At 65.7% G+C, this 24,276-nt stretch carries 19 protein-coding genes; 11 read left to right on the forward strand and 8 right to left on the reverse strand.

Annotated elements, in window-relative coordinates:
- Positions 1–44: 44 nt before the first annotated feature.
- Positions 45–1,211: a hypothetical protein gene (locus CGLY_RS14920; protein WP_038550409.1), complete on the forward strand. Its 1,167-nt coding sequence runs from the start codon at positions 45–47 to the stop codon at positions 1,209–1,211.
- A 35-nt stretch (positions 1,212–1,246) separates the two neighbouring features.
- On the forward strand, positions 1,247–1,684 hold the full coding sequence (locus CGLY_RS14925; protein ID WP_052540351.1) for a hypothetical protein: 438 nt from the start codon (positions 1,247–1,249) through the stop codon (positions 1,682–1,684).
- A 9-nt stretch (positions 1,685–1,693) separates the two neighbouring features.
- Here the strand turns inward: CGLY_RS14925 and CGLY_RS14930 are convergent, their stop codons facing one another.
- On the reverse strand, positions 1,694–4,177 hold the full coding sequence (locus CGLY_RS14930) for a glycosyltransferase (protein ID WP_038550411.1): 2,484 nt from the start codon (positions 4,175–4,177) through the stop codon (positions 1,694–1,696).
- 172 nt (positions 4,178–4,349) lie between these two features.
- On the opposite strand from CGLY_RS14930, the gene CGLY_RS14935 reads away from it, so the two are divergent.
- The 6 genes from CGLY_RS14935 (at position 4,350) to CGLY_RS17640 (ending at position 9,527) form a co-directional block, all read left to right on the forward strand.
- Positions 4,350–5,441, forward strand: coding sequence for an acyltransferase family protein (locus CGLY_RS14935; protein ID WP_038550412.1), 1,092 nt, complete (start codon positions 4,350–4,352; stop codon positions 5,439–5,441).
- The gene (locus CGLY_RS14940) at positions 5,438–5,962 is read left to right on the forward strand and encodes an arsenate reductase/protein-tyrosine-phosphatase family protein (protein ID WP_038550414.1); all 525 of its coding nucleotides are present in this window, start codon (positions 5,438–5,440) and stop codon (positions 5,960–5,962) included. The genes CGLY_RS14935 and CGLY_RS14940 overlap by 4 nt, the downstream gene beginning before the upstream one ends.
- A gap of 22 nt (positions 5,963–5,984) precedes the next feature.
- On the forward strand, positions 5,985–7,076 hold the full coding sequence (locus CGLY_RS14945) for an acyltransferase family protein (protein WP_038550415.1): 1,092 nt from the start codon (positions 5,985–5,987) through the stop codon (positions 7,074–7,076).
- Positions 7,077–7,619: a hypothetical protein gene (locus CGLY_RS14950; protein ID WP_038550417.1), complete on the forward strand. Its 543-nt coding sequence runs from the start codon at positions 7,077–7,079 to the stop codon at positions 7,617–7,619. It abuts the gene before it with no gap.
- A gap of 40 nt (positions 7,620–7,659) precedes the next feature.
- A complete protein-coding gene (locus tag CGLY_RS14955) occupies positions 7,660–8,763 on the forward strand; it encodes an acyltransferase family protein (protein WP_038550418.1) in 1,104 nt (367 codons plus the stop codon).
- A gap of 626 nt (positions 8,764–9,389) precedes the next feature.
- Positions 9,390–9,527 carry a hypothetical protein gene (locus CGLY_RS17640; RefSeq protein WP_158407405.1) on the forward strand — a complete coding sequence of 46 codons (138 nt, stop codon included), beginning with the start codon at positions 9,390–9,392 and terminating at the stop codon, positions 9,525–9,527.
- A gap of 106 nt (positions 9,528–9,633) precedes the next feature.
- Here CGLY_RS17640 and CGLY_RS14960 read toward each other — a convergent pair whose 3' ends face one another.
- On the reverse strand, positions 9,634–11,403 hold the full coding sequence (locus tag CGLY_RS14960; protein WP_407080799.1) for a VanW family protein: 1,770 nt from the start codon (positions 11,401–11,403) through the stop codon (positions 9,634–9,636).
- 42 nt (positions 11,404–11,445) lie between these two features.
- Positions 11,446–12,678: a glycoside hydrolase family 3 N-terminal domain-containing protein gene (locus CGLY_RS14965; RefSeq protein WP_227590303.1), complete on the reverse strand. Its 1,233-nt coding sequence runs from the start codon at positions 12,676–12,678 to the stop codon at positions 11,446–11,448.
- Between the two features lie 153 nt (positions 12,679–12,831).
- Here CGLY_RS14965 and CGLY_RS14970 point away from each other — a divergent pair, with 153 nt between their 5' ends.
- From CGLY_RS14970 to CGLY_RS14980, 3 genes are read left to right on the forward strand one after another with little or no spacing between them, the layout of a single operon-like run.
- Positions 12,832–13,416, forward strand: coding sequence for a universal stress protein (locus CGLY_RS14970; protein ID WP_081803962.1), 585 nt, complete (start codon positions 12,832–12,834; stop codon positions 13,414–13,416).
- Positions 13,417–13,459: 43 nt separating this feature from the next.
- Entirely contained in the window at positions 13,460–13,660 is a 201-nt protein-coding gene (locus tag CGLY_RS14975) for a DUF2613 domain-containing protein (protein WP_407080800.1), read from the forward strand.
- 36 nt (positions 13,661–13,696) lie between these two features.
- Positions 13,697–17,290 (forward strand): alpha-(1->3)-arabinofuranosyltransferase, encoded by a 3,594-nt coding sequence (locus tag CGLY_RS14980; RefSeq protein WP_052540354.1) that lies wholly within the window; start codon positions 13,697–13,699, stop codon positions 17,288–17,290.
- A 33-nt stretch (positions 17,291–17,323) separates the two neighbouring features.
- Here CGLY_RS14980 and CGLY_RS14985 read toward each other — a convergent pair whose 3' ends face one another.
- From CGLY_RS14985 to CGLY_RS15005, 5 genes are all read right to left on the reverse strand, one after another.
- Positions 17,324–20,212 carry an FAD-binding and (Fe-S)-binding domain-containing protein gene (locus tag CGLY_RS14985; protein ID WP_038550420.1) on the reverse strand — a complete coding sequence of 963 codons (2,889 nt, stop codon included), beginning with the start codon at positions 20,210–20,212 and terminating at the stop codon, positions 17,324–17,326.
- A gap of 56 nt (positions 20,213–20,268) precedes the next feature.
- Complete coding sequence (locus CGLY_RS14990; RefSeq protein ID WP_038550421.1) at positions 20,269–21,234, reverse strand: zinc-dependent alcohol dehydrogenase; 966 nt, start codon at positions 21,232–21,234, stop codon at positions 20,269–20,271.
- Between the two features lie 30 nt (positions 21,235–21,264).
- Positions 21,265–22,389 (reverse strand): alpha-hydroxy acid oxidase, encoded by a 1,125-nt coding sequence (locus tag CGLY_RS14995; protein ID WP_052540357.1) that lies wholly within the window; start codon positions 22,387–22,389, stop codon positions 21,265–21,267.
- Positions 22,389–23,327 carry a dihydrodipicolinate synthase family protein gene (locus tag CGLY_RS15000; RefSeq protein WP_038550422.1) on the reverse strand — a complete coding sequence of 313 codons (939 nt, stop codon included), beginning with the start codon at positions 23,325–23,327 and terminating at the stop codon, positions 22,389–22,391. Before CGLY_RS15000 ends, CGLY_RS14995 begins: the two co-directional genes overlap by 1 nt.
- 68 nt (positions 23,328–23,395) lie before the next feature.
- Entirely contained in the window at positions 23,396–24,187 is a 792-nt protein-coding gene (locus CGLY_RS15005) for an ABC transporter permease (protein WP_038550424.1), read from the reverse strand.
- Positions 24,188–24,276: the final 89 nt, after the last annotated feature.

A 24,276-nucleotide genomic window follows, 5' to 3' on the forward strand; every position in this document is an offset into this window, starting at 1 on the left:
CCGACGACACCGGCCGACGCGGCCGACTGTCATCGGTGATACGCATGGGGCCTGCACTGATCGGCCAGGGGCTGAACTTCCTGGCGATGCTCCTGCCGATCCTCGGCCAGGAGACCGGTCAGCTGGCCTACCTCATGCTGCCGCTGGCGTTGGCCACGGTGCTCTCGCGCACCACGATCCTCGGCTTCCACAGCCGGTACCTCACGCTGGCGGCTCCGATGCGACGCACCGCGACCTCGGTGTCACTGGCGTCGTTGTGGCTGACCACCCTGGTGTGTGGGGGTGTCGCCGCAGTTCTCGCCGCCACCGGTGCACCCGGGGCAGCGGCTGTCGCCGGATGGACAGCGCTGCTCGTCATCTCGAACGGGGTCTATCTCATGGCCGTCGCCGTGGCGACCCAGGAGCAGCGGATGGACGTCTACTCCACGGCACGGCTGGTCTACGGGGTGGTCAACGTCCTGGTGACCGTTATGGTGGTGTTCGTCGTCCCGTTCCAGGCGGGGCTCATCGTCGCCGCGATTGTGAATCCGCTCGTAGGCGCGGCGTTGATCGTGGTCCGCACCCGTAACCGACTGTTGCCGGAGGTCTTCCGCGACCTGCCTCGGCTTCTGGACCGGGAGCATCGCGGCTACCTCGCCGTCTCCTCGCGTGCCACGGGCGCGACGCTGCTGTCGGAGTGTGGTTTCCAGATCCAGGGGTTCCTCACCCCGTTCCTCGGCCCGTACCAGGAGATCTGGGCCGTTGTCGTGCGGCTCACCGGTGGTTTCGGGTCCCTGGCTCAACAGGTCATCGCCCCGTCGCTGGAGGCGAAGATCGCGGTGTCGATCCGGGAGAATGACACTGCACTGACCAGACGCTGGTGCCGAATCTGTGCCGTCGGCGGTCTGCTGCTCGGCGCCGTGTGCGCCGTCGTGCAGACCGGAGCGCTGGTCTTCTCACTGCCGGAGGACGACGCCCTCAGCCCGCTGGTCCTCGCGGCCACCGCGGTGTTCTGCGTGGCGTCGCTGGCGACGAACCTGTCGGTGAAGATCCCCCTGATGAAGGGCCACGACAGAGGATTCCTCGTGTGGTCGGTCGGGCGACTCGTGCCCCTCGTCGCGCTGATGGCGACCACCGGTGCCGTCCTGTTGGGAGGCATCGTTGTGGTGCAGACCCTCGCTGCGGTGGCCTTCCTGGTGATCGCACTGCGTCCGGTTCGATACCAGAACTGATATTGTAGGGAAAAGTATGACGAGGAGGGACCGCCGTGAAAAACACGCCCGTCGGCATAGCCGCCACTACTGCCGCGACAGCACTGCTGTTGTCCGCGTGCAGTGCGGACGACCAGACAGACGCCCAGCCGAGTTCAAGCACGGCGACAACCTCGGTGGCAGAGTCAGAGCAGGTCACAGAGCCGGTGCCCGACACGGTCGTCGTCTACCGTCCGGGGGCGATCGACAACAACTTCACCGCCGACGACGTGCCGGCATGGCCCGGGCCCGACCCGTCGGACGTCCTGGAGCCCAACCCGCCGTCTGGTGAGCGCGGCGCCATCAGCGGAGACGATGCCGCTGCGGTGTACCAGGCGGCGCTGGAGAACCCGGAAACGCTCCTGCAGGACGGGCAGGCGCCGCGCGATGTCACCGGCGCCGTCTGGTGGGTCAACAACCACGCGGAATGGCTGGTTGTCGAGCCTCAGTGGTGACAGAAGGCCCTACCGGGCTACCGCGCCGACCAGCGCCCCGTAGTCGCCGCGGACCAGGTCGGTAACGGATGCGCACGTGGTCACCGCACCGCCCTGGACAATGGCAATCCGTTCCAGGATCTCGTCGGCTGCAAGGTCGGGACGGTACTCCAGCACCGAGCCCAGGTCCCCGTACCAGTCGAACTGGCCACTGAACTTCCCCACGTAGCCGATTCCCACGGTGGGTACCCCGCTGCTCAACGCGGCCACGCAGGCATGCATCCGTGCCGATACACAGTGGTCCGCAGCAGCGATGGCAGCCTTTGCCTCGGCTGCCGTGGCGGGGACGGTCAGCGTGGCGTCCACGCCCACCTCCGCCAGGGCCTCGACGATGCGGCGACCGAGCGCAACGTCGCCCACGCTGTCGCGGACATCGTGGACGACGACCTCGACAGGGCGGTCGTCGCCCCGCTCCCGCATCCTGTGGCCGAGGTCCCGCCACAGTGTGACGAGATGCTCCGTGCCGACGCCGTACATGCCGCCGAGGTGGGCGTTCGGAACGAAGACGACGGGCGCGGCTGAGCGCTCGTGACGTGGCGCGGGCGGAAGCAATGCCGCAATGTCGGGGGTGCTCGGCACCGTCCTCCCGAGAATCTCCGTGGCACGCTGCGCCGACAGGTGGTCTCGGGCCCGCACGGCCACCGCCGGTTCGAGACCTCGGAGGATGCGTGCCGCGGCCGGATGGACCGTCGTCGGCAGGCTGAAGTTCACCAAGGCTGCCGGGTGACCTGCCGCGGCAGCGACGTTCAGCATCCGCACCCTGGTCGCCAACAGTGCCAGTTCATAGTCACCAGCGAGCGTGTCAGCGCCGATGACCACCAGCGGCCCGGAGGCGAGTTCCCGCACCGTCGTGGCGGTCGGGACAGTACCGCGTCCAACGGTCAGATCGCTCAGCGGCAGGACGCCGACACCCGCGGGAACCAGGCGCCGCCACGGCTCCGCGTCACCGGGGACCACGAGATCCACACCAGTCTCGGCACCAGCCTCGGACAGCAGGTCCTGCAGGGAGGATGCCGCGACCAGCCCCATGGCCTCATCGCCGAAGGAGCCGTGAGATGCAGGGAGCACCACCCGCACCCGTCCCGTCCCTGCCCCGCCGATGGCTGGACGGGCACGGGGCAGCGGCCGGTGGGAGTTTATTAGCCCGACAACGCGCTGGCCTGCCCACTTGGCCTGTGACACAGCCTGCTCCCGGCGCGACGGCACCGGATCGGTGGACGACGACGGAGTGGGATGAGCCTGCACGTCACCACGGATCAGGGACGCCAGATCTGACCAGTCCGGTTGCTCGGCCACACGACCAATCGCACCGGACGACAGCGTGCGGTAGAGGGCGGGATCAGTGAGCAGCATCTCGATCCCCTCGGCAATAGCCTCCGGAGTGACGTCGTCGGTGACCACCCCGAACCCGTCCACCTGGTCGGGGATCGCCCCCACGGGTGTGGCTACACAGGGCACCGCGTGTGCCAGGGCCAGGGTCACCGGACCGGACTGACTGGCCTCGGTATAGGGCAGCAGCATGATGTCGAAGCCCCGGACGACGTCGGTGACCTCCTCCTCCGGGATCCACCGGTTGTCCCAGGTGGCGTAGCGTCCGAGCGCGGTGTCGCGCAGCCGTTCCTCGGGTCCGGAGCCGATGATCCGCAGCTCACATGCCGGAGCGCCCCGCTCCGTCAGAATGCGCATCGCCGCCAGAGCGACGTCGATGCCCTTGTACTTCTGCAGTCGCCCGAACAGACCGATAACCGGCACCTGCCCTGAGCCGTCAGTACCGTGCGGCAGATCCCGCGGCTCGGTCGCCGCATCCTCCAGGTCGAACGGCGGGTGATCACCGGTCGTGATCGGCACCGTCACCTGATCGGCGAGGATCCCGGTCACCGCCTCCGAGAAGGTCACGACCCGGTCGGCTCGACGCAGCTCATTGTGCCGGCCCACCGATTGGACCACGCTGCCCTCTCCAGGGTGTGCCGCCCCGTCGTGGATGCAGGCGACGTACTCCACGTCGCCGGGAACCAGAATAGGCAGGGCGAGCGACTGGTAGACGCTCTCCATCACACACACGACACGCTCAATGCTGTGCTGCCGGATCCACCGACGTAGCCGAAACGAGCTCCACAGCAGGCGGGGAAGGCCGAGGACAACCCCGGCCTTCGACGTGTAGGTCGGTACGGGGAACGCCGGGACGCCGCCACGGGCCTGGGCGGCGAAACGGGGCGCGATCTCGGCGTCGGGATTGTAGGAGAGAAAGGACAGAGGGTACGGCGCCTGAGACACTGCGGACGTAGCGGAAGCCCGGACATGCTGGTCGGCGTCGCCGACCTGGAGAGATTCTCGGTTCTGATCCCCGTCGACAAGATCGGCGAGGAATCGGGGGCCGCCACCGGTGCGACCCCAGTGAACCCAGAGTGTCCTGGCTTCCGACGGCAGGGTGAGGGACCTGTCGACATTGGTCATGGAACACATTGTAGGGGGTATTCACGTTGCCCGCCTCGTGGAGCCTGCCTAGGATGAGAGGAACTTCAGGGGCACTCTCCGCCCTCCTCGTTCTCTCCTCTCCGCACGCTCTCCTCTCTTTCTCTCCCCCCCGCCCCTCCGATTCACCCCTCACACCTCGTAGGACGGTTCGATGACCTCCAACAAGATCCGGCAGGAGACTGCCGTGGCACCCGGCCGCGCCTCCAGCCCCCCATCGCGTAATCTCCCCGTCGACACCCTCCGCGGCGTCGCCTGCCTGCTCCTGGTGAGCTTCCATGTCATCGGGTACGACACCACTGACGGTCTCCACGTCACCGACGACAGTGCCCTGCGCTACTACACCGATTCCGTGGACTACCTGCGCATGCCGTTGTTCACGCTGCTCTCCGGCCTGGTGTACGCCTGGCGTCCATTGCATGCCCCGGGCGACTACCTGACGTTCATGGGAAAGAAAGTCCGCCGCCTGCTCGTGCCCTACGTGATCTTCGTCCCCGCCATCGGCGTCACCCAGGTCTACCTCGACGGCACGAACACTGCCCGCGAACTGGAGCCGGTGCACTGGCTGCTCTATTCCCTGAGCCCGTACTGGTTCCTGTTGACGACCTTCTGGCTCTTTGCCGTGATCGCCCTGCTGGATTCGCGGTCCCTGTTGTCCTCCCGCCTCTCCGTCGCCCTGGCGTTCTGCCTGTCTCTGGTCGTTGTCCTCGTCGCGCACACCGAACAGTTCCGGTTCCTCCAGGTGGGCCAGGCTCTCACCCTCGCCCCGTTCTTCCTCGCCGGCCTCGCCCTGAGCCGATTCTCACTGATCCCGTCCACCCGCACCACCCGGTGGGCCTGGACCGCGGTGTTGGCCACGGTCGCTGTGGCCGTCCAGCTCTCCCTGACCGGTCGCATGCCCGGGGTGGACGGCGCCTTCAACTCCCGCCACAGCCTGGTGGGTATCAGCCTCGGAATCCTTTTTCCTCTGGTCTTCCTCGGATGGCACCTGTCCAACCGCCCACTGGCCTGGATCGGCGGCTACTCCTCCGGCATCTTCCTGTTGCACTCCTTCGCCATCGGCGCCGTCCGTGTGGTCTTCTCCGCCGCAGGCGTCACTGCGACACCTGTGCTTCTGGTGACACTCACCCTTGGCGGCGTGGGGCTGTCGATCCTCGGGGTCACGGTTCTGCGCCGGGTCCGGGTCGGACAGGTCATCCTCGGAGAGAAGCCACGGGCACGTCGAACGGGAAAGGGTTCCTCATGAAGATCCTCATCGTCTGCACCGGCAACATCTGCCGCTCCCCCGCCGCGGCATACCTGCTGCGTGAGGCGATCCCGGCGGCATCAGGATCGACCAGTGGCACCGTCACAGTGACCAGCGCCGGGACCGCCGGGATGAGCGGATACCCGATGGATCCCCGCTCCCTGAAGTATCTCTCCGACCACGGCGTTGACGGATCCGGGTTCACCGCACGCCGGGTAAACCGTCGGGTCCTGCAGGACGTCGACCTCGTCATCGGACTCGAGAAGACCCATGTCGACCACTGCCTACGTCTCGCCCCTGCACTGCTGAAACGAACCTTCCGGCTGCACCAGCTCGCTGAATGGCACCGCAGCGGCGACCTCACCTCCCTGACTCAGCTGCCTCATCTGCGCCACCAGCTGCCCCGGATTCTCCACGACCACCGCGACCCCGTCGGATTCACCTCCACCGAGGAATACACCGCCCTGCTCGACGCCATCGCCGATGACATCCGTGCACTGGCCACTCTGGTGACCCACTGACCCTCGCCTAGGAGGCTTCCCTATGCCGCCCACACTCCGGCTCACCTGGATTGACACGGTGAAAGGCATCGCCGTGATCCTGGTCGTCCTCTACCACGCAGTCAGTCTGGCGCAGGACAAGTCCTGGTCAGGTGACCAGCTGTCCATGCTCACCTCGGCACTGCTGACAGTGCGCATGCCCTTGTTCTTCGCCATGTCCGGTTTCTTCATCCTACGCCGTATCGACCGCCCCTGGTCATGGCAGCTCCGTAACCGCATCGGACCGTTCCTGTGGTTGTTCATCCTCTGGACCGCGGTATGGCTCCTCGTCTTCGACATTCTGCCCTGGCACCGCGCGGGAGACTCCGGAACAACCTCGCTGCAGGACATCGTCCGGCTGCTCGTGGACCCCTCGATCGGCCCCTGGTACATCTACGCCCTGGCGATCTACATCATCGCCGTGAAGCTGATGCGCCCCCTGCCGGTGTGGCTGCAGTTCCTCCTCGGCGCCACCGTCTCCCTCCCGGTAGCCTGCGGTGTCCTGACCATCGACTCGTGGGTATGGACCTCACTCCTGTCCCACTTCATCGCCTTCCAGATCGGCGCGCTGGCCCACCGCACGCTCTCCACAATCGCCGACCATGCGACCCTGTGGTGGCTGCTCGGCTACGGTGCCCTGTGGGGCGGGTGCACCGCGGCCCTGTTCGTCCTGGACCTGGGCCTCGACAACCTCGCGCGCATCCCGGTCACGCTACTGGGCATGGCGATGGGAATCACCGCCGCTGTCCTGATCGACCGTCATGCGCCCTTCCTGAAACTCGCGTGGGTGGGGAAAAACACGCTACCGATCTACCTGCTGCACGTCCCGCTCCTCGGTGCCGTCTACAGTCTCGACCTGGGTCTCCCCTCGACGGCGGTCGTAGCCGTCGGCGTGCCGGTGCTGTGCACCGTCCTCGCCGTTGCCGGTGCGCTCTTGATCTGGCGGGTGACCCGACGGGTCCCGGGCATCTACACCGCGCCCTGGACGGGCGACGGGGCAAACACCAGAAACATCCCTACGACGCCGTCCCGTCCCGGCAGGGGCGACAGGCGTGACAGGGACGCTGACGGTCGGGTCCAGGTGGGGAACGGGTAGATGGTCCTTCTCCGCCACCTGGGCGTCCTGCTCCTCGTATTCTGTCTGTGCCTGTGGGGATGGTTCGCGCTGACGAAGATCTACCTCCCGCGCCTCGACCCGATACCCGCCGACGTCGACGTCCTGATGCAGGTCGGTGGCGCGGCTCCCGCCGATGTCACCCGTGCCAGAGAGCTGGCGCACGACAACGGCATCGCCGACCTGGTGATCTCGGACCCCACCGGCGTGCAGCGCTTCCACGACTCCTGGTGCGCACCACTGGACGGAGTCCGGGTGCACTGTTTCGCACCCGACCCCTCGACGACCCGTGGGGAAGCCCAGGAGTTCGCCCGCCTGGCCGCCGAGCACCACTGGGACTCTGCCATGGTGCTGGCCACCGGCCGCGAGCACGTGGAACGGGTCCGGCTGTACTTCAGCCGGTGCTGGGACGGTGAGCTCTCAGTCAACCGGCCCGCCAGCTCCCGGTCACTGCTCACCCACGTCAAACAGGCCGGATATCAGACCGCCGGATGGGCCCGTGCCATGACCACCCTCAACTGCTGACCCTCCCTACTCTCCCCTCCCCACTCTCCAAGGAGGCCTCATGACCGAACAAACTCCCGGTTCCACCGCCATGTCCGCCATCTCTGGCACTTCTGCCATGTCGCCGACGACACGGGTCGCCTGGATCGACACCGTCAAGGGCGCCGCGATCCTTCTGGTCGTCCTGATGCACGTTGCGACAGAAGCAGTGGACCAGTCCTGGTACGACCCCCGCATCCTCGACGCCATGTCACCGCTGCGCACCGTGCGCATGCCGCTGTTTTTCGCCATGGCGGGCTATTTCTTCCTGCGGAGGATCGACCGCCCCTGGCCGTGGCAGGTCCAGAACCGACTCGGACCATTCCTCTGGCTCTTCCTCCTGTGGAGTGCCCTGTGGACCCTGTCTGCCCAGGTCTTTCCCTGGAATACCGCCGACTACAGCCTCCTGCACCTGATCGGCGTTCCCCTCGACCCGAGCTACGGACCATGGTTCATCTACGCCCTGGCGATGTACTACGCGGTAGTCAAGCTCCTGCGGCCACTGCCCCTGTGGCTGCAGTTCAGCATCGGTGCGGCCATCTCCCTCCCGGTGGCGTTTGGTTGGATCCCCGTCGACAACTTCGCCTGGGAACGCACCCTGACCCACTTCGTGGTGTTCCAGTTCGGCGTATACGGACACTGGATCATCGCCGCCATCGCCGAGCGCGCGTCACCACTGTCCCTGCTCGCTACCGGCGGGACCTGGGTGGCAGGAATCGCCGGGGTGACCGTGACCGGCATCGGGCTGTCCTCGGTGTGTTGGCTACCGTTGACCGCACTGGGCATGGGCACCGGGATCATCACCGCCACTCTCATCGCCCGTCACCTGCCCTGGCTGCACCTGGACTGGTTCGGACGCAACACCCTGCCTGTCTATCTTCTCCACCTCCCCGTGCTCGGCGTGCTGTTGGTCTACGACCCCGGGCTCACGTCCTCCCCGGTGACGGCCACGGCGGGGACCCTGGTCCTGACCGTCCTTACAGTGGGCGGGACACTGGTGCTGTGGCGGATCCTGCGTCCGGTACCCGGCCTGTTCATTGCTCCGTGGCCAGGCGAGGGGGCGAACACCCGACCGTCCCGGCTGGTTGCGGCTGCCACGGTTACCGACGTGTTTCCCCGAACTTGACGGATCATGTCAAGAATATGAGCTAAGCATATACTTGGTGATGTTCTACCCCCGGAAGAAATTGTCTCGCGGGAGCGTAACGAACGCAGCAGAAAAACGATGGTGCATCTGTACTGGAAGAACGCTGTCAATATCCTCGGGGGACAGTGTGCAGGTAGCCAGGTGGCTACCCCCACGGCGCTTTTTCCGCCGTTGCAGATGACCAGTTGGCCTGCCTATCTTCATGGCACGCCAGCAACGAGCTACCGGTGATCCTCGGTTCTCTCCTCGCCTCCGGTCTCTGCCCCTGGCACACAACTCAACAGTTCGCCATCGGCCCCTCCGGGCACTGCACCCCTCAACGCCCACGTTGCATCGTCCTCCTCTCCTCTCTGGCGGTGCACTGCGTGGAAAACGTCCGGAGCCTCTCCTCACGAACCCGGTGGTGTGACACATGAGAACAGTCGGGCCCGCCACCGGAACAATCTCCGGTGGCGGGCCCGACTGTGTGCCGGGGCGCCCCCACTGCCGGACGATGACCGTGGGTTGGAATTGGCCGGAAGTTCCACCCTCTGACGCTCGTCCCACGGCGGGCCCCAACCTCCGGGAGCATCGGGCGCATCAGGCACAGAAAAAAGGGCCTGCACATGACAGAACGTCACGCACAGGCCCCGACAAAGCAGAGCGTCAGGTCACAGACCGCCGAGCAGAAGGTGAAGAAGATCGCCGACGATAGCAACAAGACCAGCAACAAGACCCATGATGATTCTCCTTATGAGGGGTGAACGCCCCCGGCATTCCCGGGGAACTGGGTACTAATCTAGAAGTACCGTGTCACCGACCTGTTTCCCCCGGGCTACAGTCCGGTAAGGAAGTACCAGGCCAGGCACGTCATCCGCTGCAGCTCACGATCGGGGCGGGGTCGTACACCGTGGTCGTGGTGTCCCGGGACAACACCCCGCCGTTGAGGTCACGCACTGTCCTGGTGTCGGTCACGGTGAAGCCGCGCGCGCCGGAGGACGGCGAACAGTTGTCACCGGAGAGTTCGATGCGCTCCGGATCGGTGAAGTTTGTCCGGGCACCGGTGTCGGACTCGACCTCGACCTGCTTCACACCGCGCAGGTCCACCGTCAACGAACTGGAGTCGGCTCGTGCCTCGATCAGCACCGGAGTGTCGAAGGTGTTCTTGAACTGCAGGTCGATCGCCCCTTCAAAGACGGTCGCCTCACGCCCGGCCGGGTACCGGTCGATGTAGTAGGAGTGCGGCGTGTGCGCCACGTCCTCCATCCCGGCGAAGTACGACGCGTTGTACAGCGTGGTAGCGAACTGGCTGATACCGCCGCCGACAGCCTTGTCGGCGTGACCGTCCTGGATGATGCCGGCGTCAACATAGCCCTGGGCCTCACCACGCGGCCCGGTGTGTCCGTTGAGGCTGAAGGTTTCGCCGGGCAGGACGATCGCGCCGTCCACCTGTTCGGCGACCCGGCGGATATTCACACCCGAATCATCGGCGAAACCCCCGGTGGTGAAGGAGCCGACGACATCGTCGAAGCTGGCCTTCTCCGCCATCTCCGTGGTGTACGTCGCCTTCTTCTCCTCGTAGGTCACCTCATGACGACGCTCGGCAGTGTCCAGCAGCTTCTCCTCAATCGGGTCGAGGGTCTTCTCCCAGTCAATGAGAACACCGTCCTGGGACGGAGTGACGTTGAGGTTGCGGCCGGTGCCGGTGAATCCGGCGTTGCGCAGCTCCACCTCCGTGCCACCAAGCTGTTCATCGAGGATCTCCTGGGCCGCGTCACGGTTCCAGTCAACCCGGAAGGCCCCGTCCTCCGGGACGAAGGTGACGATGCGCCCCATGTCGGCCGGACGCAACACCCCGTCAGTGTCGTCGCGACCGGCGAAAATGACGTCACCCGCAGTGACCTTGTCCACGACCTCCTCGACAGCATCATCGGCAGCGTCCCGTCGGACATCGGCCTCGGTGACATCCGCATCCACGTCGACGCGTCGCTGCTCGTTGAGCCAGTGGTCCTTGACCGCGGTACGCACCTCGTCAGTGTCGACCGTCTGGCCCGCCACGTCGTCAACGATGTCTGCCGTGCCCGCGTCATCGATGGACAGCGCAGCGTTCTCCGGGTCGCGGGTGAGTTCCTGCTCAACGCGGGTCAGGGTCTGGTCCAGCAATGCGTCGTTGTACGCACTGATCGTGCCGACCTCCCGCTGCTGGAAGAAGCTCGTGATCCGGGTGATCGGATTCAGCGGCTGCTGTCCGGCCTGATCAATCGTCGCATCCCAGTCGATGGACAGACCCGACTGGGCGGGGTCGAGCGTGGTCGACATGTCGCCGGCGGCCACCTCAACCTCTGCGCGCGCACCGTCCGACAACTGATTCTTCAGCCTTGCCTCAGCCTGCGGTTTCGACATCGACCCCACGTCGACCCCACCGACAGACACGCCACGGGGTACGTTTCCCTCGGTCATGATGATGTCGGTCGCGTAGAGAATGCCCCCGAGCCCGACAATGCCGACCAGGGTCCACAACGGCCACAGACGACGCTTCCGCCGGTGCTTACTGCCCTCGGAGCCCCACTGCTCGCCCGACGCGTCGGTCGGTCCAGTGGGGCTGCTGGCATTCGGGTTGCTACTGCTCACGCTCTTCACAATAACTGGTGATTATCTCCCGGCGGTACCCGAGCCGCACGGTCACACCGCGCACAACCTGTCGGCGGCCTCCGTCAGCCGGTCCCGGTCAAGGTCCCCGTTCTCCACCGCCGCCACGAGGCCGTCGACCGTGGCGGGCACGTCGGCGGCCGTGGACGTCAGCGGAGCGTCCGCCCCGGCACGCAGTGCCTGCACCACCGCCTGGGGCCCGTCGTGCAGGTCAGTGATGGCCTGCATACCGGTCAGGTCGTCGGTGAACACGACGCCATCGAATCCGGGCGCGTTCTCACCGTCGAGCCCCTGAAGACCATCGCGCAGCAACGCATACGCCGCCGGGTTCAGCGACGACGGAGTCTCCGCACCGAGGACGCCGCCGGTATCTTGACTGTCCAGTCCCGGTGTCTGCATGTGACCGACCATCACCGCGACCCCCGGCATCTGCCAGAGCTCGGCGAACGGCGCCAGATCCGCCCCCATCTCCTCGATCGGCGGCGTGGTGACGGTGCCCTCGTGGGAATCGCCGGTGGCATGGCCATGACCCGGGAAGTGCTTGATCACCGGGGTGACCTCCGCGTCGAGCAGCCCCTCGACGGCGGCACGGCCATAGTCGGTGACGATCTGCGGATCATCCGAGAACGCACGGTCGCCGATGGCGTTGTCGCTGATCGACTCACCACCGGCGAGGTCCACCACGGGCGCGAAGTCCATGGTGATACCCAGGTCGTGCATCTTGCGACCGTGCTCGGCGAAGACACCGCGCACCTCCTCCGGGGACAGGGTGTCCGCCAGTTCCCGGGCAGAAGGCAGCTCGCCGATGATCTCACCGAGCCGCTGGACCTGCCCGCCTTCTTCGTCGACGGAGACGGTCAGCTCCCCACCCGCTTCCGCGGCACGCTCCTTGAGTGCGGTGATGCTGCGTTCCGGGTCCCCCTGACCGTCGAGAATCGACAGGTCGGTGGACGACCCGATGAAGATGTGGCGCACCCCGGCGTCCACTGCGTCCGCCGCATCGTCGAAGCCGACCACACCGACAGCCAGGGTCGACGCGGCGAGTGTCGCCAGGTCCTGCTCACCATCCACACACGAGGTGGTCGGGTCTCCACTGTCGGCACCGGTCTCGGCGGTGCTCTGCGTCGCCGACGCCGCAGGGGCCGACGAGGATGTGCCTTCCGCGGCGTCGTCCGGCGAGGAACACGACACCAGACTGAACGCCAGTGCGCCTGCCGCCGCGGCGGCGAACATGGTGGCTGGGGTGCGTCGTTGGACAGTGACCACGCGTGACCTCCTGCTTTCTACAGTTCCTCGGGGGAGCATCCCCGGCACCGGGACATGGTGCCGGAGATACTCCCAGAAAAATTCGGGACGACTTCTCGACCTTTTCTCGACCTTGCCGTCGTATCGCTCCCCGACCGTACTACGCTCGTGGGCATGGCTAGCGAATCCAGGAATGAGACACCCGAGAATCCCGAGGGCCATGTCGGCTCCTTCGACGGAGATACCGTCCTCATCGCTTTCGACGGCTCCGACGAGGCCCGTGGCGCCATCGACTACGCAGGACGATTCCTGTCGACGAAAAACGCCTACATCCTCACCGTGTGGGAGCCGATCCACCGGCAGGCCGCCCGGACCGCCGGGATGAGCGGCATGATGCAGCACGACTGGTCCGCGGTCACCGATGACACCGAGGACCCCGCCTACGCCGATGCGGTGGCGATCTGCCGGGAGGGTGTGCGCCTCGCCGACGGGCACGGTTTCAGCACCGAGCCTTTCCTCGTGGAGTCCGCCACGGCGATCTGGAGCGCGATCGTCGACGCCTCCCGTGAACTCGACGTCAGCATCATCGTGGCGGGCTCCCGCGCACTGAGCGGCTGGCGCTCACTGCTGCAGTCCAGCGTGTCCGACAGCCTGGTCAAGCATGCGGGCCGCCCTGTGCTGATCGTCCCGTCGGTTGACGACGAGGATGACGGGAACGACACAGCCGGCGAAAACGGCGCGGACGCGGAAACCAGGTAGTATCATCTGGTGAATCTGATCCACCTTTCCTCCACTGACGGGAATGACCATGCCCACCGAGACTGACTCTCAGCCCCGCCGCACGCTCGGCCCCGCCATCGCCTCTGCTGTCGTCGGCATTGTCCTCGGTGGCGCCGCGGCCCTGTTCGCCGGGAGCATCGCCGACTCCACGGACCTGCCGACGAACCAGATCGCCGTGGACGACGCGGTGATGGGCTCGATCCAGTACGGCGAGCGCCGTTAACCTGGATCGGGGACTGACTGAGAATCACTGACAGGTGTGACACTCTCCCGTCGCGGCTGGGGCCTGGCCGGGCTTCTGTGGCTCCTGTTGTCCCTGCTACAGGGCACGGGGCTGACCGTCGCCGACACCAAACATGACCTCACGGCGAACCCGTGGGGTTTCCTTACGCAGGCACTCTCCCCCTGGACGGATGTCTTCCCGCTGGGGCAGCTCCAGAACCAGGCCTACGGTTACCTCTTCCCCCAGGGACTGTTCTTTGCCCTGCTCGATCCCCTTCCCGACTGGCTGACGCAACGGTTGTGGTGGGCGCTGCTGCTGTTCCTCGCGTTCGCCGGGGTGGTTAAACTCCTGGAGGCGACGGGGACCGGGTCGCGGATGTCGCGGGTGGTGGCGGCGGTCCTGTTCGCCTTGAGCCCCCGGATCATCACCACCCTGGGGGCGATCTCCTCGGAGGCGTGGACGGTGGCCCTGGTGCCGTGGATCATGCTGCCGGTGGTGCGGGTGCTGTTGCCGGGTCCACGTCCGACGACCCGACGGCTCGCCGTCGCCGGGCTGGGGTCCGCCGTGGCTGTGTTGTGCCTGGGGGCGGTCAATGCGGTGGCGACACTGGCTGCGGTGGTGCCCGCGGTGCTGTGGTGGCTGACGCAGGGGGTGTTCGCCACCGGCGGTACCGCTGGCACGGGTACCGCGGCGTCGGTGCGTCGCCGTACGGCATGGCGCTTCGCGGCATGGTGGGTCCCCGGTGGTGTGCTCGCCTGTTTCTGGTGGGTCGGCCCGTTGGTGATCCTGGGGCGGTATTCTCCACCGTTCACCGATTACATCGAGGCCGCCGGGCTGACCTCCCACTGGTTCAATCTGGGTGAGGTTCTGCGCGGGACGACGAGCTGGACGGCGTTCCTGTCGACGGAGCGGCAGGCCGGGTTCGCCTTGGCCACCGAGGCCCTGTTCGTGGCCGCGACACTGGCGGTGGCACTGCTCGGACTCGCGGGGATGGCCGGTGCGCGTGGCCGCCTGCCGTTCGCCGGGTCGTGGCTGGTCATCCTCGGCGCCGGCGTGGCGGTCTTCGGTCTCGCGGCCGCCCCGTTCTCCCCCGTTGCCGACCAGGTCCAGGTATTCCTCGACGGTGCAGGGGCTCCCCTGCGCAACCTGCACAAGTTCGACCCCCTGATCCACCTCCCACTGGTCGTCGGCGTCGCCCACGTCCTCGGCGGACTCACCGTCCCCCGGAACGCCACGGCGTGGCTGCATCCGGAGAAGGACCGGTCGGTAGTCGCGACGACGGCGGTCGTCCTCGTTGTGGCAGTCGCCACCGCCCCGGCATGGACAGGGCGCCTGGTACCCGAGGACGGCTACCGCGGTGTGCCCTCGTCCTGGCAGGCAGCCGCAGACTGGCTCAACGACCCTGCCAACGGAGCGGACCAGACCCGCACCATGATCCTGCCCGAAGCACGCACCGCCCGTCAGAACTGGGGAAACACCCGGGATGAGCCGGCGCAGGCGCTACTGGACGTGCCCTGGGTGGTGCGCGACGCCGTCCCGCTGGTGCCTCCCGAGGCGATCCGTGGACTCGACGGGCTCCAGCGTGAATTCGTCGCCGACGGGGCGGCGGGCGCGAACCCGGCGCTGGCCGATGCCCTGGCGCAGCAGGGTGTGGGGTATCTGCTGGTGCGTACCGACCTGGCACGCACCGCCGACACGCCCGGTGCCCGCGCCGTCCTGCGCACCCTCACCGAATCTGCGGCAGCGGACGGATTCACTGAGGTCGCCGACTTCGGTGACGGAGATGACGAGGCTGACATCCGGATCTTCCGGGTGGACGGGGCCGGCGACGCAGGCGCCGGGCCACATGTGGTCGATGCCGATGATCTGGAGATTACCGCCGGCGGGCCGGAGGTACTGCCACGTCTTACCGCCGCCGATGCCGCAGCAGGACGCCCGTCCCGCGACCGGATCCTCGTGCAGGATGTTCCCGAGAACACCGGGGATGTTCCCCCCGACACCGTCACCGACACGCCTGCCCTGCGGGAGCACAACTACGGCAACGTCACCGGCGCCGAATCCGACATTCGCGCCGTCGACGACGCCCGCAACACCCGCAATCCGGTCCGCGACTACCCCACCGGGCTCGACGATGCCGACCTCACCCAGGTCCGGGAACGCGGCGGTCGGATCACCGCGAGCTCGTCCGCCGCCGACCCGACGTCCCTCGGCGGGGCCGAACCGTATTCCGGGCCGTCCGCCGCCGTCGACGGTGTCACGGAAACGGCCTGGCGACCGGGCACCGGGTCACCGATCAACCAGACTCTCACCATTGATTTGGGCGAGCCCCACACGCAGATGTCGCTGTCGGCCCGCGCCGCAGGCAGTCCGGTACGGGTGCAGGCCACCACGTACCTCGACGGCGAAACCGTCGCGTCGACGACCACGCTGGTACCGGGCTACCGGGAAGCCGACAGCACTGACCGCCCCATTGTCCTTCCCAGCGGGGAGGCAGACCGGGTCGAGCTGCGCATCGTCGGGTCGTGGGGCGACCCGGCGCTCAGCGAGATCACCCTCACCGAGTTGGCCAGCGGTCAGGATGTGACTCCGCGGCGTGACATCGTCGTACCCGCCGGGGCCGGCACTCCGCAGCGGTGGGTTCTGGGTCAGGAGATCTACGAGTTCGAGATGAGACGCGTCATCACCGTGCCCGAAGGGGCGGAACCGGTGACCGTGGCGCTGAACTCCGACCGCTGCGCCGCAGGCCGGAATACCGCCAGCACCATCGACGGGACGCCCGTGAACTGCGGCGACTCCGTGACGCTGGAACCTGGTGAGCACGAGGTCCGCAGCCGCGACAGGTGGGTGTCACTGGAGGTGCAGAGTGACAGGGCTGCACCGGAGGCTGATGATGCAGAGTCGGCGTCCGACGACCGGATCGTGGTGACCTCCACTGCCGTCAACACCGGACGCGCCGCCGAGATCAACGGGACTTCCCTGGACTCCGTGACGATCAACGGGTGGCAACAAGGGTGGATTGTCCCGGCAGGTGTGGCCGATGACATGTCCGATGAAGACATCGTTTCGGCTGTCGAGGTCAGCTTCACGGCGACGGACACCTACCAGCGGTGGCTGGGTGCGGGACTGCTCGGTGCGCTGGTGCTGCTGCTCGGCTGGTTGTGTGCGTGGTGGCCCGGACGACGTTCTTCCGGGGGTGACCGGGTGGCGGCAACGTCTGTTGTCCGGGACGGCCCAACTCAACACCTGCTGACAGGCGCGGGCACACTCGCGCTGTCGGTCGGAGTCGCCGGTCTTCCCGGCGGGATCGTCGGTGCGGCCACGATGGTGCTTGTCCTCGGTGTGCCCGCTGGTCTCCGCCGCCTCCCCGAGCGGACCACAGCCTCACGGGGTGCCCGGCTCCTCCGTCGACTGACGAGGCCCGCCACGCTGGCAATGATCCTGGGCACCGCAGGCGCGGTGATGATGGTGCGCGGGTCGTGGGGCGGTGGCGACTACGCAGGGTACTCGTGGATCCCCGAGCTGCTGTTCCTCGGTTGCGTTGTTGCCACGGCGTGCGGGGCTGTATCCACCAGCCCCACGTCCGCGGTGCGGGGACACACGCGCCGACAGCCCGATAGATCTGACATGTGACAGGCTGAGGCCAGCTTTCTTCCCTTCGACGCGTCAGGGGCTCATTTCGGTACGAATCAGTGCGCGGCGCAACAGTTGCGCAAGATGCACACCGTTCTTCCCGCCACCGAACCCTTCCCGGATCTGTGTACGACACGAGAACCCGTCAGCAAGGACGTAGGCGTCCTTGTCGAGTCCCCGGATCCGTGGAAACAACTCCCGTTCCGCCAGGTCCCTCGACAGGTCTGCGTGCCCGGGTTCGAAGCCCCAGTTCCCGGCAAGCCCACAGCAACCGGTCTCCACAGTTGATTCATCAACTCCCAACAGCCGGAGCGCGCTCTCGGTTCCACCGTGGGCGCGTCGGGACCGTTCATGACAGTGAACCTGGGTCAACGCCGACCCCTGAATCTCGCCAAACGGCCATGTCAGCCGATGGTCCCGCATGCATGCCTGCTTGTGTTCCGCGACAACATCCCCCAGAGTGACGATCTGCTCCGCCAGTGCCGAGGCCCGCACGTCCTCCGGCATCAGGCGTGGTGCTTCTTCGGTCAGCATGGAGGCGCAGGACGGTTCGAGCACGACGATGCGCGTCTCTCCGTCCAACCACGGTTCCATGCGATCGAGAGTATGGCGAATAACCTTCTTCGCCGTCGTCAGCTGGCCGGTCGAGTGCCAGGTGAGCCCGCAGCACACGAAACCGGACGGCACCATCACCTCGTACCCCATGGCGGACAAGACGAGCTGAGCGTCCTGAGCGACCTGTCCATCCATATGATTGGTGAACGTGTCCGGCCACAGGACGACCCGTCCGGGTACCCCTCCCTCACCAGCGCCAGGCGACGAATGTCGTCGACGTCGCCCGACGGCCTGAAAACTGGAGTTCGCGAACGTGATCATCGACCGGGACGCATCAAGCCCACCGAGCTTCATGACGAGATTCCTCACGACACCGATGCCCAGGAGAGTGTTCACCATCCGTGCCGCGCCCGGCACCGCATGCAGCAGGAAGCTCGTCAGGGGGAGCCACCCCATCGAATAGTGCGCCCCGGGGCGCCGTCTGCCCCTGTAGTACTGATGGAGGAACTCGGACTTGTAAACCGACATATCAACGTTGACCGGACACTCTGATGCGCAGGCATGGCACGACAGGCACAGATCGAGCGACTCCTTCACGTCATCGGAGCTGAGCGCCTCGGGATACACCTCACCTCGGAACATTTCCGAGAGAATCCGGGCGCGTCCGCGAGTGGAATGTACCTCGTCGCCGGTGACCTGGAATGACGGGCACATCGCACCGTCCTGAGACCGACAAAGGCCCACACCGACACACCGGTTGACCGCATTCACCATGGACCCGCCGTCGTCGGAGAAACTGTGGATCGGCAAGAACTCGTGCGTTCTTTGCCCCGGTCCTGGACGAACCCCACGATCGAAGGGCTCAGGATCAACAAGAAGCCCCGGATTCATCCTCCTCCCCGGATCGTAGATCTCTTTGACCCGGCGGAAAGACGAGAGAGTGCGGTCGCTGTACATCAGTGACAGGAGTTCTGACCGAGCGCGCCCGTCGCCATGCTCCCCGGACAGCGACCCGCCGTGTCGAGCGACCGCAGTGGCGGCATCCGTCATGAAGGCACGGAAGGTCTCCAGTCCTGCCTCCGTCCCCAGATCGAACGAGATCCGGATGTGCACGCACCCCTCCCCGAAGTGACCGAACGGGATCCCCCGAAGTCCGTGGTTATCAAGGAGGGCATACAGGTCCCGCAGGTAGCCAGCGAGATTCCCGGGCGGCACCGAGGAGTCCTCCCAGCTCGGCCATGCCTCGCCCCCGTCTGGCAGCCGAGTGACCAGACCCGCAGCGGACTCCCGGATCGTCCACAGCTCACGCATCTCACGCGGATCCTCCACGACCACCGCGTCCACCACCGAACATCCAGGGTCAGACTCGAACTCAGAAATCAGCTGTGTCGCTCGCGTGTGTGCCTCCTCCCGTGAGTCCCCCGTCGCCTCGCAATAGAGCCAGCCGCCGGCCGTCCCTACGCCGGGCAACAACGCCCCGGCGTCCTGCCCCTGGGACTGCCGTAGGGCATCCAGGAGGTCCCCACCCATCCCCTCACTCGTCGCTATCCCCGACCGTCTCGTCGACGGTGCCGCCGCAGCGGCAGAAAAGATGTCCGTGAACGCAAACACGGCGAGCGCCTTGTGCGATGGAACAGGAACAGTCTTCACCACCGCTTCCACGATAATCCCCAGCGTGCCCTCACTACCGGCGAAAGCTTTGGCAGTGTCGAAACCGTTCTCGTCCAACAGGTGGTGCAGCCCGTAACCGGACACCTGGCGTGGGAAACGGCCGAGTTCCACCCTGAACTCACGGATCCACTCATCCCGCAGACGGCGGAGGTCCGCAGTGAGGGCACTGTCGGACGTACCACCACGCTGCAAGGTGACCAACGACCCATCCGCCCGGAGAACGGTGAGTTCCACCAGGTTATCAGCGGCCGTCCCCCAGGCCAGAGAGTGCGAACCACAAGCGTTGTTGGCGATCATCCCACCCACGGTGCACCTGCTGTGCGTCGACGGATCCGGGCCATAGGTCAGACCGTACGGTGCCAGTGCATTCCGAAGATCGTCGCAGACCACACCGGGCTGGATCCTCGCCGTGCGACTGTCGGTGTCGATCTCGAGGATGCGGTTGAACCTCCGCGACAGGTCGATGACAAGACCTTCGCCGATGGCGTTACCTGCCACCGACGTGCCACCACCGCGGACCGTCACGTCCCACCCCCTCTCCGCAGCATAGGCAACCGCAGCGACGACGTCGTCGACCGACTCCGGTTCGATGACAGCAGCCGGAACACGTCGGAAGATGCTGGCGTCGGACGCGTACGCCCCAAGCGTCATCCGGTCGGTACGTAACTTCGCCTCGATCATCGACGTGGACTCCATCACTGTGTCTTCCTCCTCATTGCCGACGTTAACGGCAGATAGTTCTGACCGGTCGGCTAAGCTCCAGCGCCATCCGGGGTGAGCCCGACTTTCAGCCTGCTCCGCGCCGGCGTCGCGTAGAGCTCGAATGCTTCACTGACTTGTGCGATGGGAAAAGCATGGGTGATGTAGCCCCGCCGCAGGTCGCCGTGCGCCACAACATAGTCGCCCGCTGCTGCGAGATATGTGTCCCAGGATTGGGTTGCTCCCGCCGCCATGGTCAGTCCTTTCCGGAAAAATGCCCGCATAGGGAAGGCGTACCAGTCTTCGGGAAGTCCGTAGACGAGTACTTCTCCGCCCGGTCGGGCGGCAGTGACCGCATCAGCCACAATCTCTTCACGATGGCCGATCGCATCGATGACAAGATCCGGTCGCTCGTCGTCTGCCAGCGACTGCGCCCACTGTCGACTCTCAACCGTGACTGTCTCGTCCATACCGAACTGCTCTCGGATGTCCGCCCTGTCGATACGATCGACTCCCACCACGTATGCAGCTCCGAGTGACCTGGCGATGTGTGTGAAGAGCACCCCGAGTGGCCCGAGTCCGAGAACAGCCACCCGCTTCCCCGCCAGTGATCTCACACGTGAATACGAGCTCAGCACCGTCGCGACCGGCTGCATGATCACCGCTTCCCGGTCAGTCAGCGATTCCGGAACGGACGCCAGGTACTTGTCCGGATCCACGATGTACTCCGAAAGCCCGCGGGATTCCTCGACGATGCCGACCACGCGATCCCCGGTGCGAAACCTGGACGACCGGCTCAGCGCGACCCGTCCGACGATCTCATGGAGAGGGACACCCGGGTTTCCGGTATACGGATTGTCCGGATCCATGATCCCGCGGTACTTGGGAATGTCGCTGCCGCAGATCGAACCGAACAGGAACTCCAGAAGCACATCGCCGTCACCGAGCTCCTCTGATGTCGGCACGTCCACGTCGTAACGGGTGAACTCGCAGGGCCCCGGCTGTTTCAGGATCCACATGATATGTACCTTCTCTTTCCGTTGTGCTTCTCAGTGGCTGTTCCACTGCTGGTCATGAATGAGGTCTGGAGTGATGTCATCCACCGTGCGCACACCGCAGAGTGCCATCGCCATCGCGAGTTCACGCTTCAACGTGCTCAGCACATGCTGGACTCCGTCGGCACCCCCGACCGTCAGCCCCCACATCACCGGTCGTCCGACAAGCACTCCGCGGGCGCCCAGGGCCAGGGCCTTCAGAATGTCGGTTCCCCGCCGTATTCCCCCGTCGATCAACACTGGCACCTGGCCGTCTACGGCGGCAGACACTGCAGGAAGCGCACGGATCGTCGACAACCCTGAATCCAGGTTACGACCGCCGTGATTGGAGACAATCACGGCCGCTGCTCCAGCCTGTACCGCTGCACGTGCATCATCTCCTCTCAGGAAACCTTTCACGATGACCGGGAGCGGACTGCGCTCCACCACGTCTTCCAGTACCGACAGCGTGAATCCTGCATCCAGCGCACTCCGGTAGATGCTGTCGCCCCGTTCAGACCGGGGATCGAGCCCATCCTGCATGGGGTACGCCAGCCCGTCAGGGAGCGTGAGACCGTCCCACACCTGCGATTCTCGGGCGCCGACGACCGGGGTATCCACGGTGATGACGACGGCCTCGGCGCAATGCTGCACCCGGTCGAGAAAACCCCAGAGATACTGTCTGTCGGGTGGAACATTGATCTGAGCCCAGACTCCGGCGCCGGTATGCCTGGCAACCTGCTCGATCGGTGTGTTGGAGTACGCACTGAGCGACATAGGGAGCCCCGCCGCATCGGCGCCGGAGGCTGTCCCGCACTCAGCTGTGGGATGGAACAGGCCGTGCGCCCCGACGGGGGCTACCGCAAGAGGAGACGCCACGCGGCGTCCGAGCAGAGTCGTGGCCGTTGACACCTCGGCGACATCCCGCAGGACATGGGGTGCCAGCCGGACGCGCTCGAAATCAGCGGTATTGAGATGCACCGTTCCCTGGTCACCGGCACCGGTTTCCAGGTAGCCCGCCGTCACCGTCGGGAGCAGTTCCAGCGCATGGCCCCTCAGTGCCGCCAGACTCGCCGATGCTCCGGTGCGGGTAAGCTCTGCACGGTCAACGCTAGCCCGAGGAGGGACGACGGAAGGCATCAGTGCACCGTGAGACCAGCAGCTCGGAGTGCCCGGGCCATGCGGTCCAGCGAGTCAGGATCAGTAACCGAAAGTTTGGGTGCCCGTGGATACCCACCCGGCTGGCCGAGAAGATTCATCGCCGCCTTGAGCGTCGGCTGCATACCACCGAACGCCCAGTTGTACCCATCCGCCCGATCACCCAGCATCACCGACATCAGTTCGCCGAACCGGTCCGCGATCTCACCGGCCGCCTCATAGTTACCCGCCCAGGCGTGTTCAAAGAATCCCGGCATCTCCGACCCCAAGAGAAGACCACTGCCAAAATGCCCGTCTCCTCCGAAATCGGAGCGAATGAATGCCAGCCCGAGCCTGCTGAGCATGTGTCCGAAGACAATCAAGCGGTCGCTGACCCGTTCAATCGTCTGGATGAGGGTGTCTTCACCCGGCGCGCTCTGTTTGATGGCAACGACGTTCGGGATCTCCGCCAGCCGCTCTACCGTATCAAGATCGATGTAGTGGCCGTTGTCCTGCGGAAAATTGTAGATCCACGCGGGGAGACCAGTGGCACCGAACACCGTGCGGTAGTAGGCGTCCAGTTCGACCGCGGTCGGGCGTGCCATCGGAGGTGGCGAAGCCATCACTGCATCGGCACCTGCGCATTCGGCATGCTCTACGAGACTGACAGTGTCGTCGGGACGGGTACAGGTGACTCCCACGATGACAGGTACCCGGCCGCCAGCCTCTCCGACGGCGATTTCTGCCAGACGTCGTCGTTCCGAGTCCCGCTGACTGAACCATTCGCCTGTACTGCCGTTGACGAGGATGCCGTGGACACCAGCGTCTACAGAGCTTCCGATGATGTCACCGAAAGCTTTCTCGTCGAGGTCACCATCAGCGGTGAAGGGAGTGACCGGGGCGGTGAAATAGCCCTTCCAGTCGACATCATTGCGGTCCATGTGAATCCTTCTCTCTTGGCCCGACCATCGGCGACGGTCGCGGAGGTGATGAAATGTTGTGAACGGGGTCAGTTGTCTGACCACCGCAGCGCATCCGCGAAGATCCACTGCAGGAGTTTGTCGGTGACGATTCCGCAGATGCCGAGCGTCGCCATAGCGGCAATGACGTAATCGAAGCGGAACTGGTTGTACGAATCGATAAGGACGTAGCCGACACCCGACTTCGCACCGAGAATCTCGGCCACGACGACGGTGGTCCAGGCGATACCGAGCGATACTCGGAGACCCGTAATGATGTTCGGTGACGCGGCCGGCAGCACGATGCTCATCACGACCTTGTACTGAGGTGCACCGAGCATCCTGCCCGCCCGGATCAGGCCACGGTCAACCCGCTGCACCCCTGACAGTGTGTTGACGTACACGGGGAAGAAAGTCGCGAGCGCTGTGAGGAACACGGCAGGCTGGTCGCCGATACCGAAGATGATCAGCGCGATCGGGACCCAGCCGGTGACCGAAATCGGTCGGATGGCGTTGATCGTCGGGTCGATCATGCGCTTGGCGTGCCAGCTGATCCCAGCCAGGATGCCAAAGACGATGGCCAGGACGGAGCCGAGGACGAAGCCCATCAGCACGCGCCCCACAGAGGCACCGACGTGCGCCAGCCATGTTGTCGAGTACGCCTCCGAGGGGGTGAAGTCGGATGTGAACAGTCCGATCCCCGAGACCCAGTCAACGAACGCGGCGACACAGACGCTCAATGGAGGGAACAGCCCATCGGCGATCCAGCCGGCCCGTCCCGCGACTTCCCAGACAACTGCGATGATCACGGGGATGATCAGGGCCAGAGAAATTGACTGCACTTTCGAATGAGACGATGATCGGCGATTCCCCCGCAGCTTAGCCGTTTCGGCGGTCGTGTTTTTCACGGTGTGTGCTGATGCTGTGGCAG

It is taken from the genome of Corynebacterium glyciniphilum AJ 3170 (assembly GCF_000626675.1).
In the GTDB taxonomy this organism is placed as follows: Bacteria; Actinomycetota; Actinomycetes; order Mycobacteriales; family Mycobacteriaceae; genus Corynebacterium; species Corynebacterium glyciniphilum.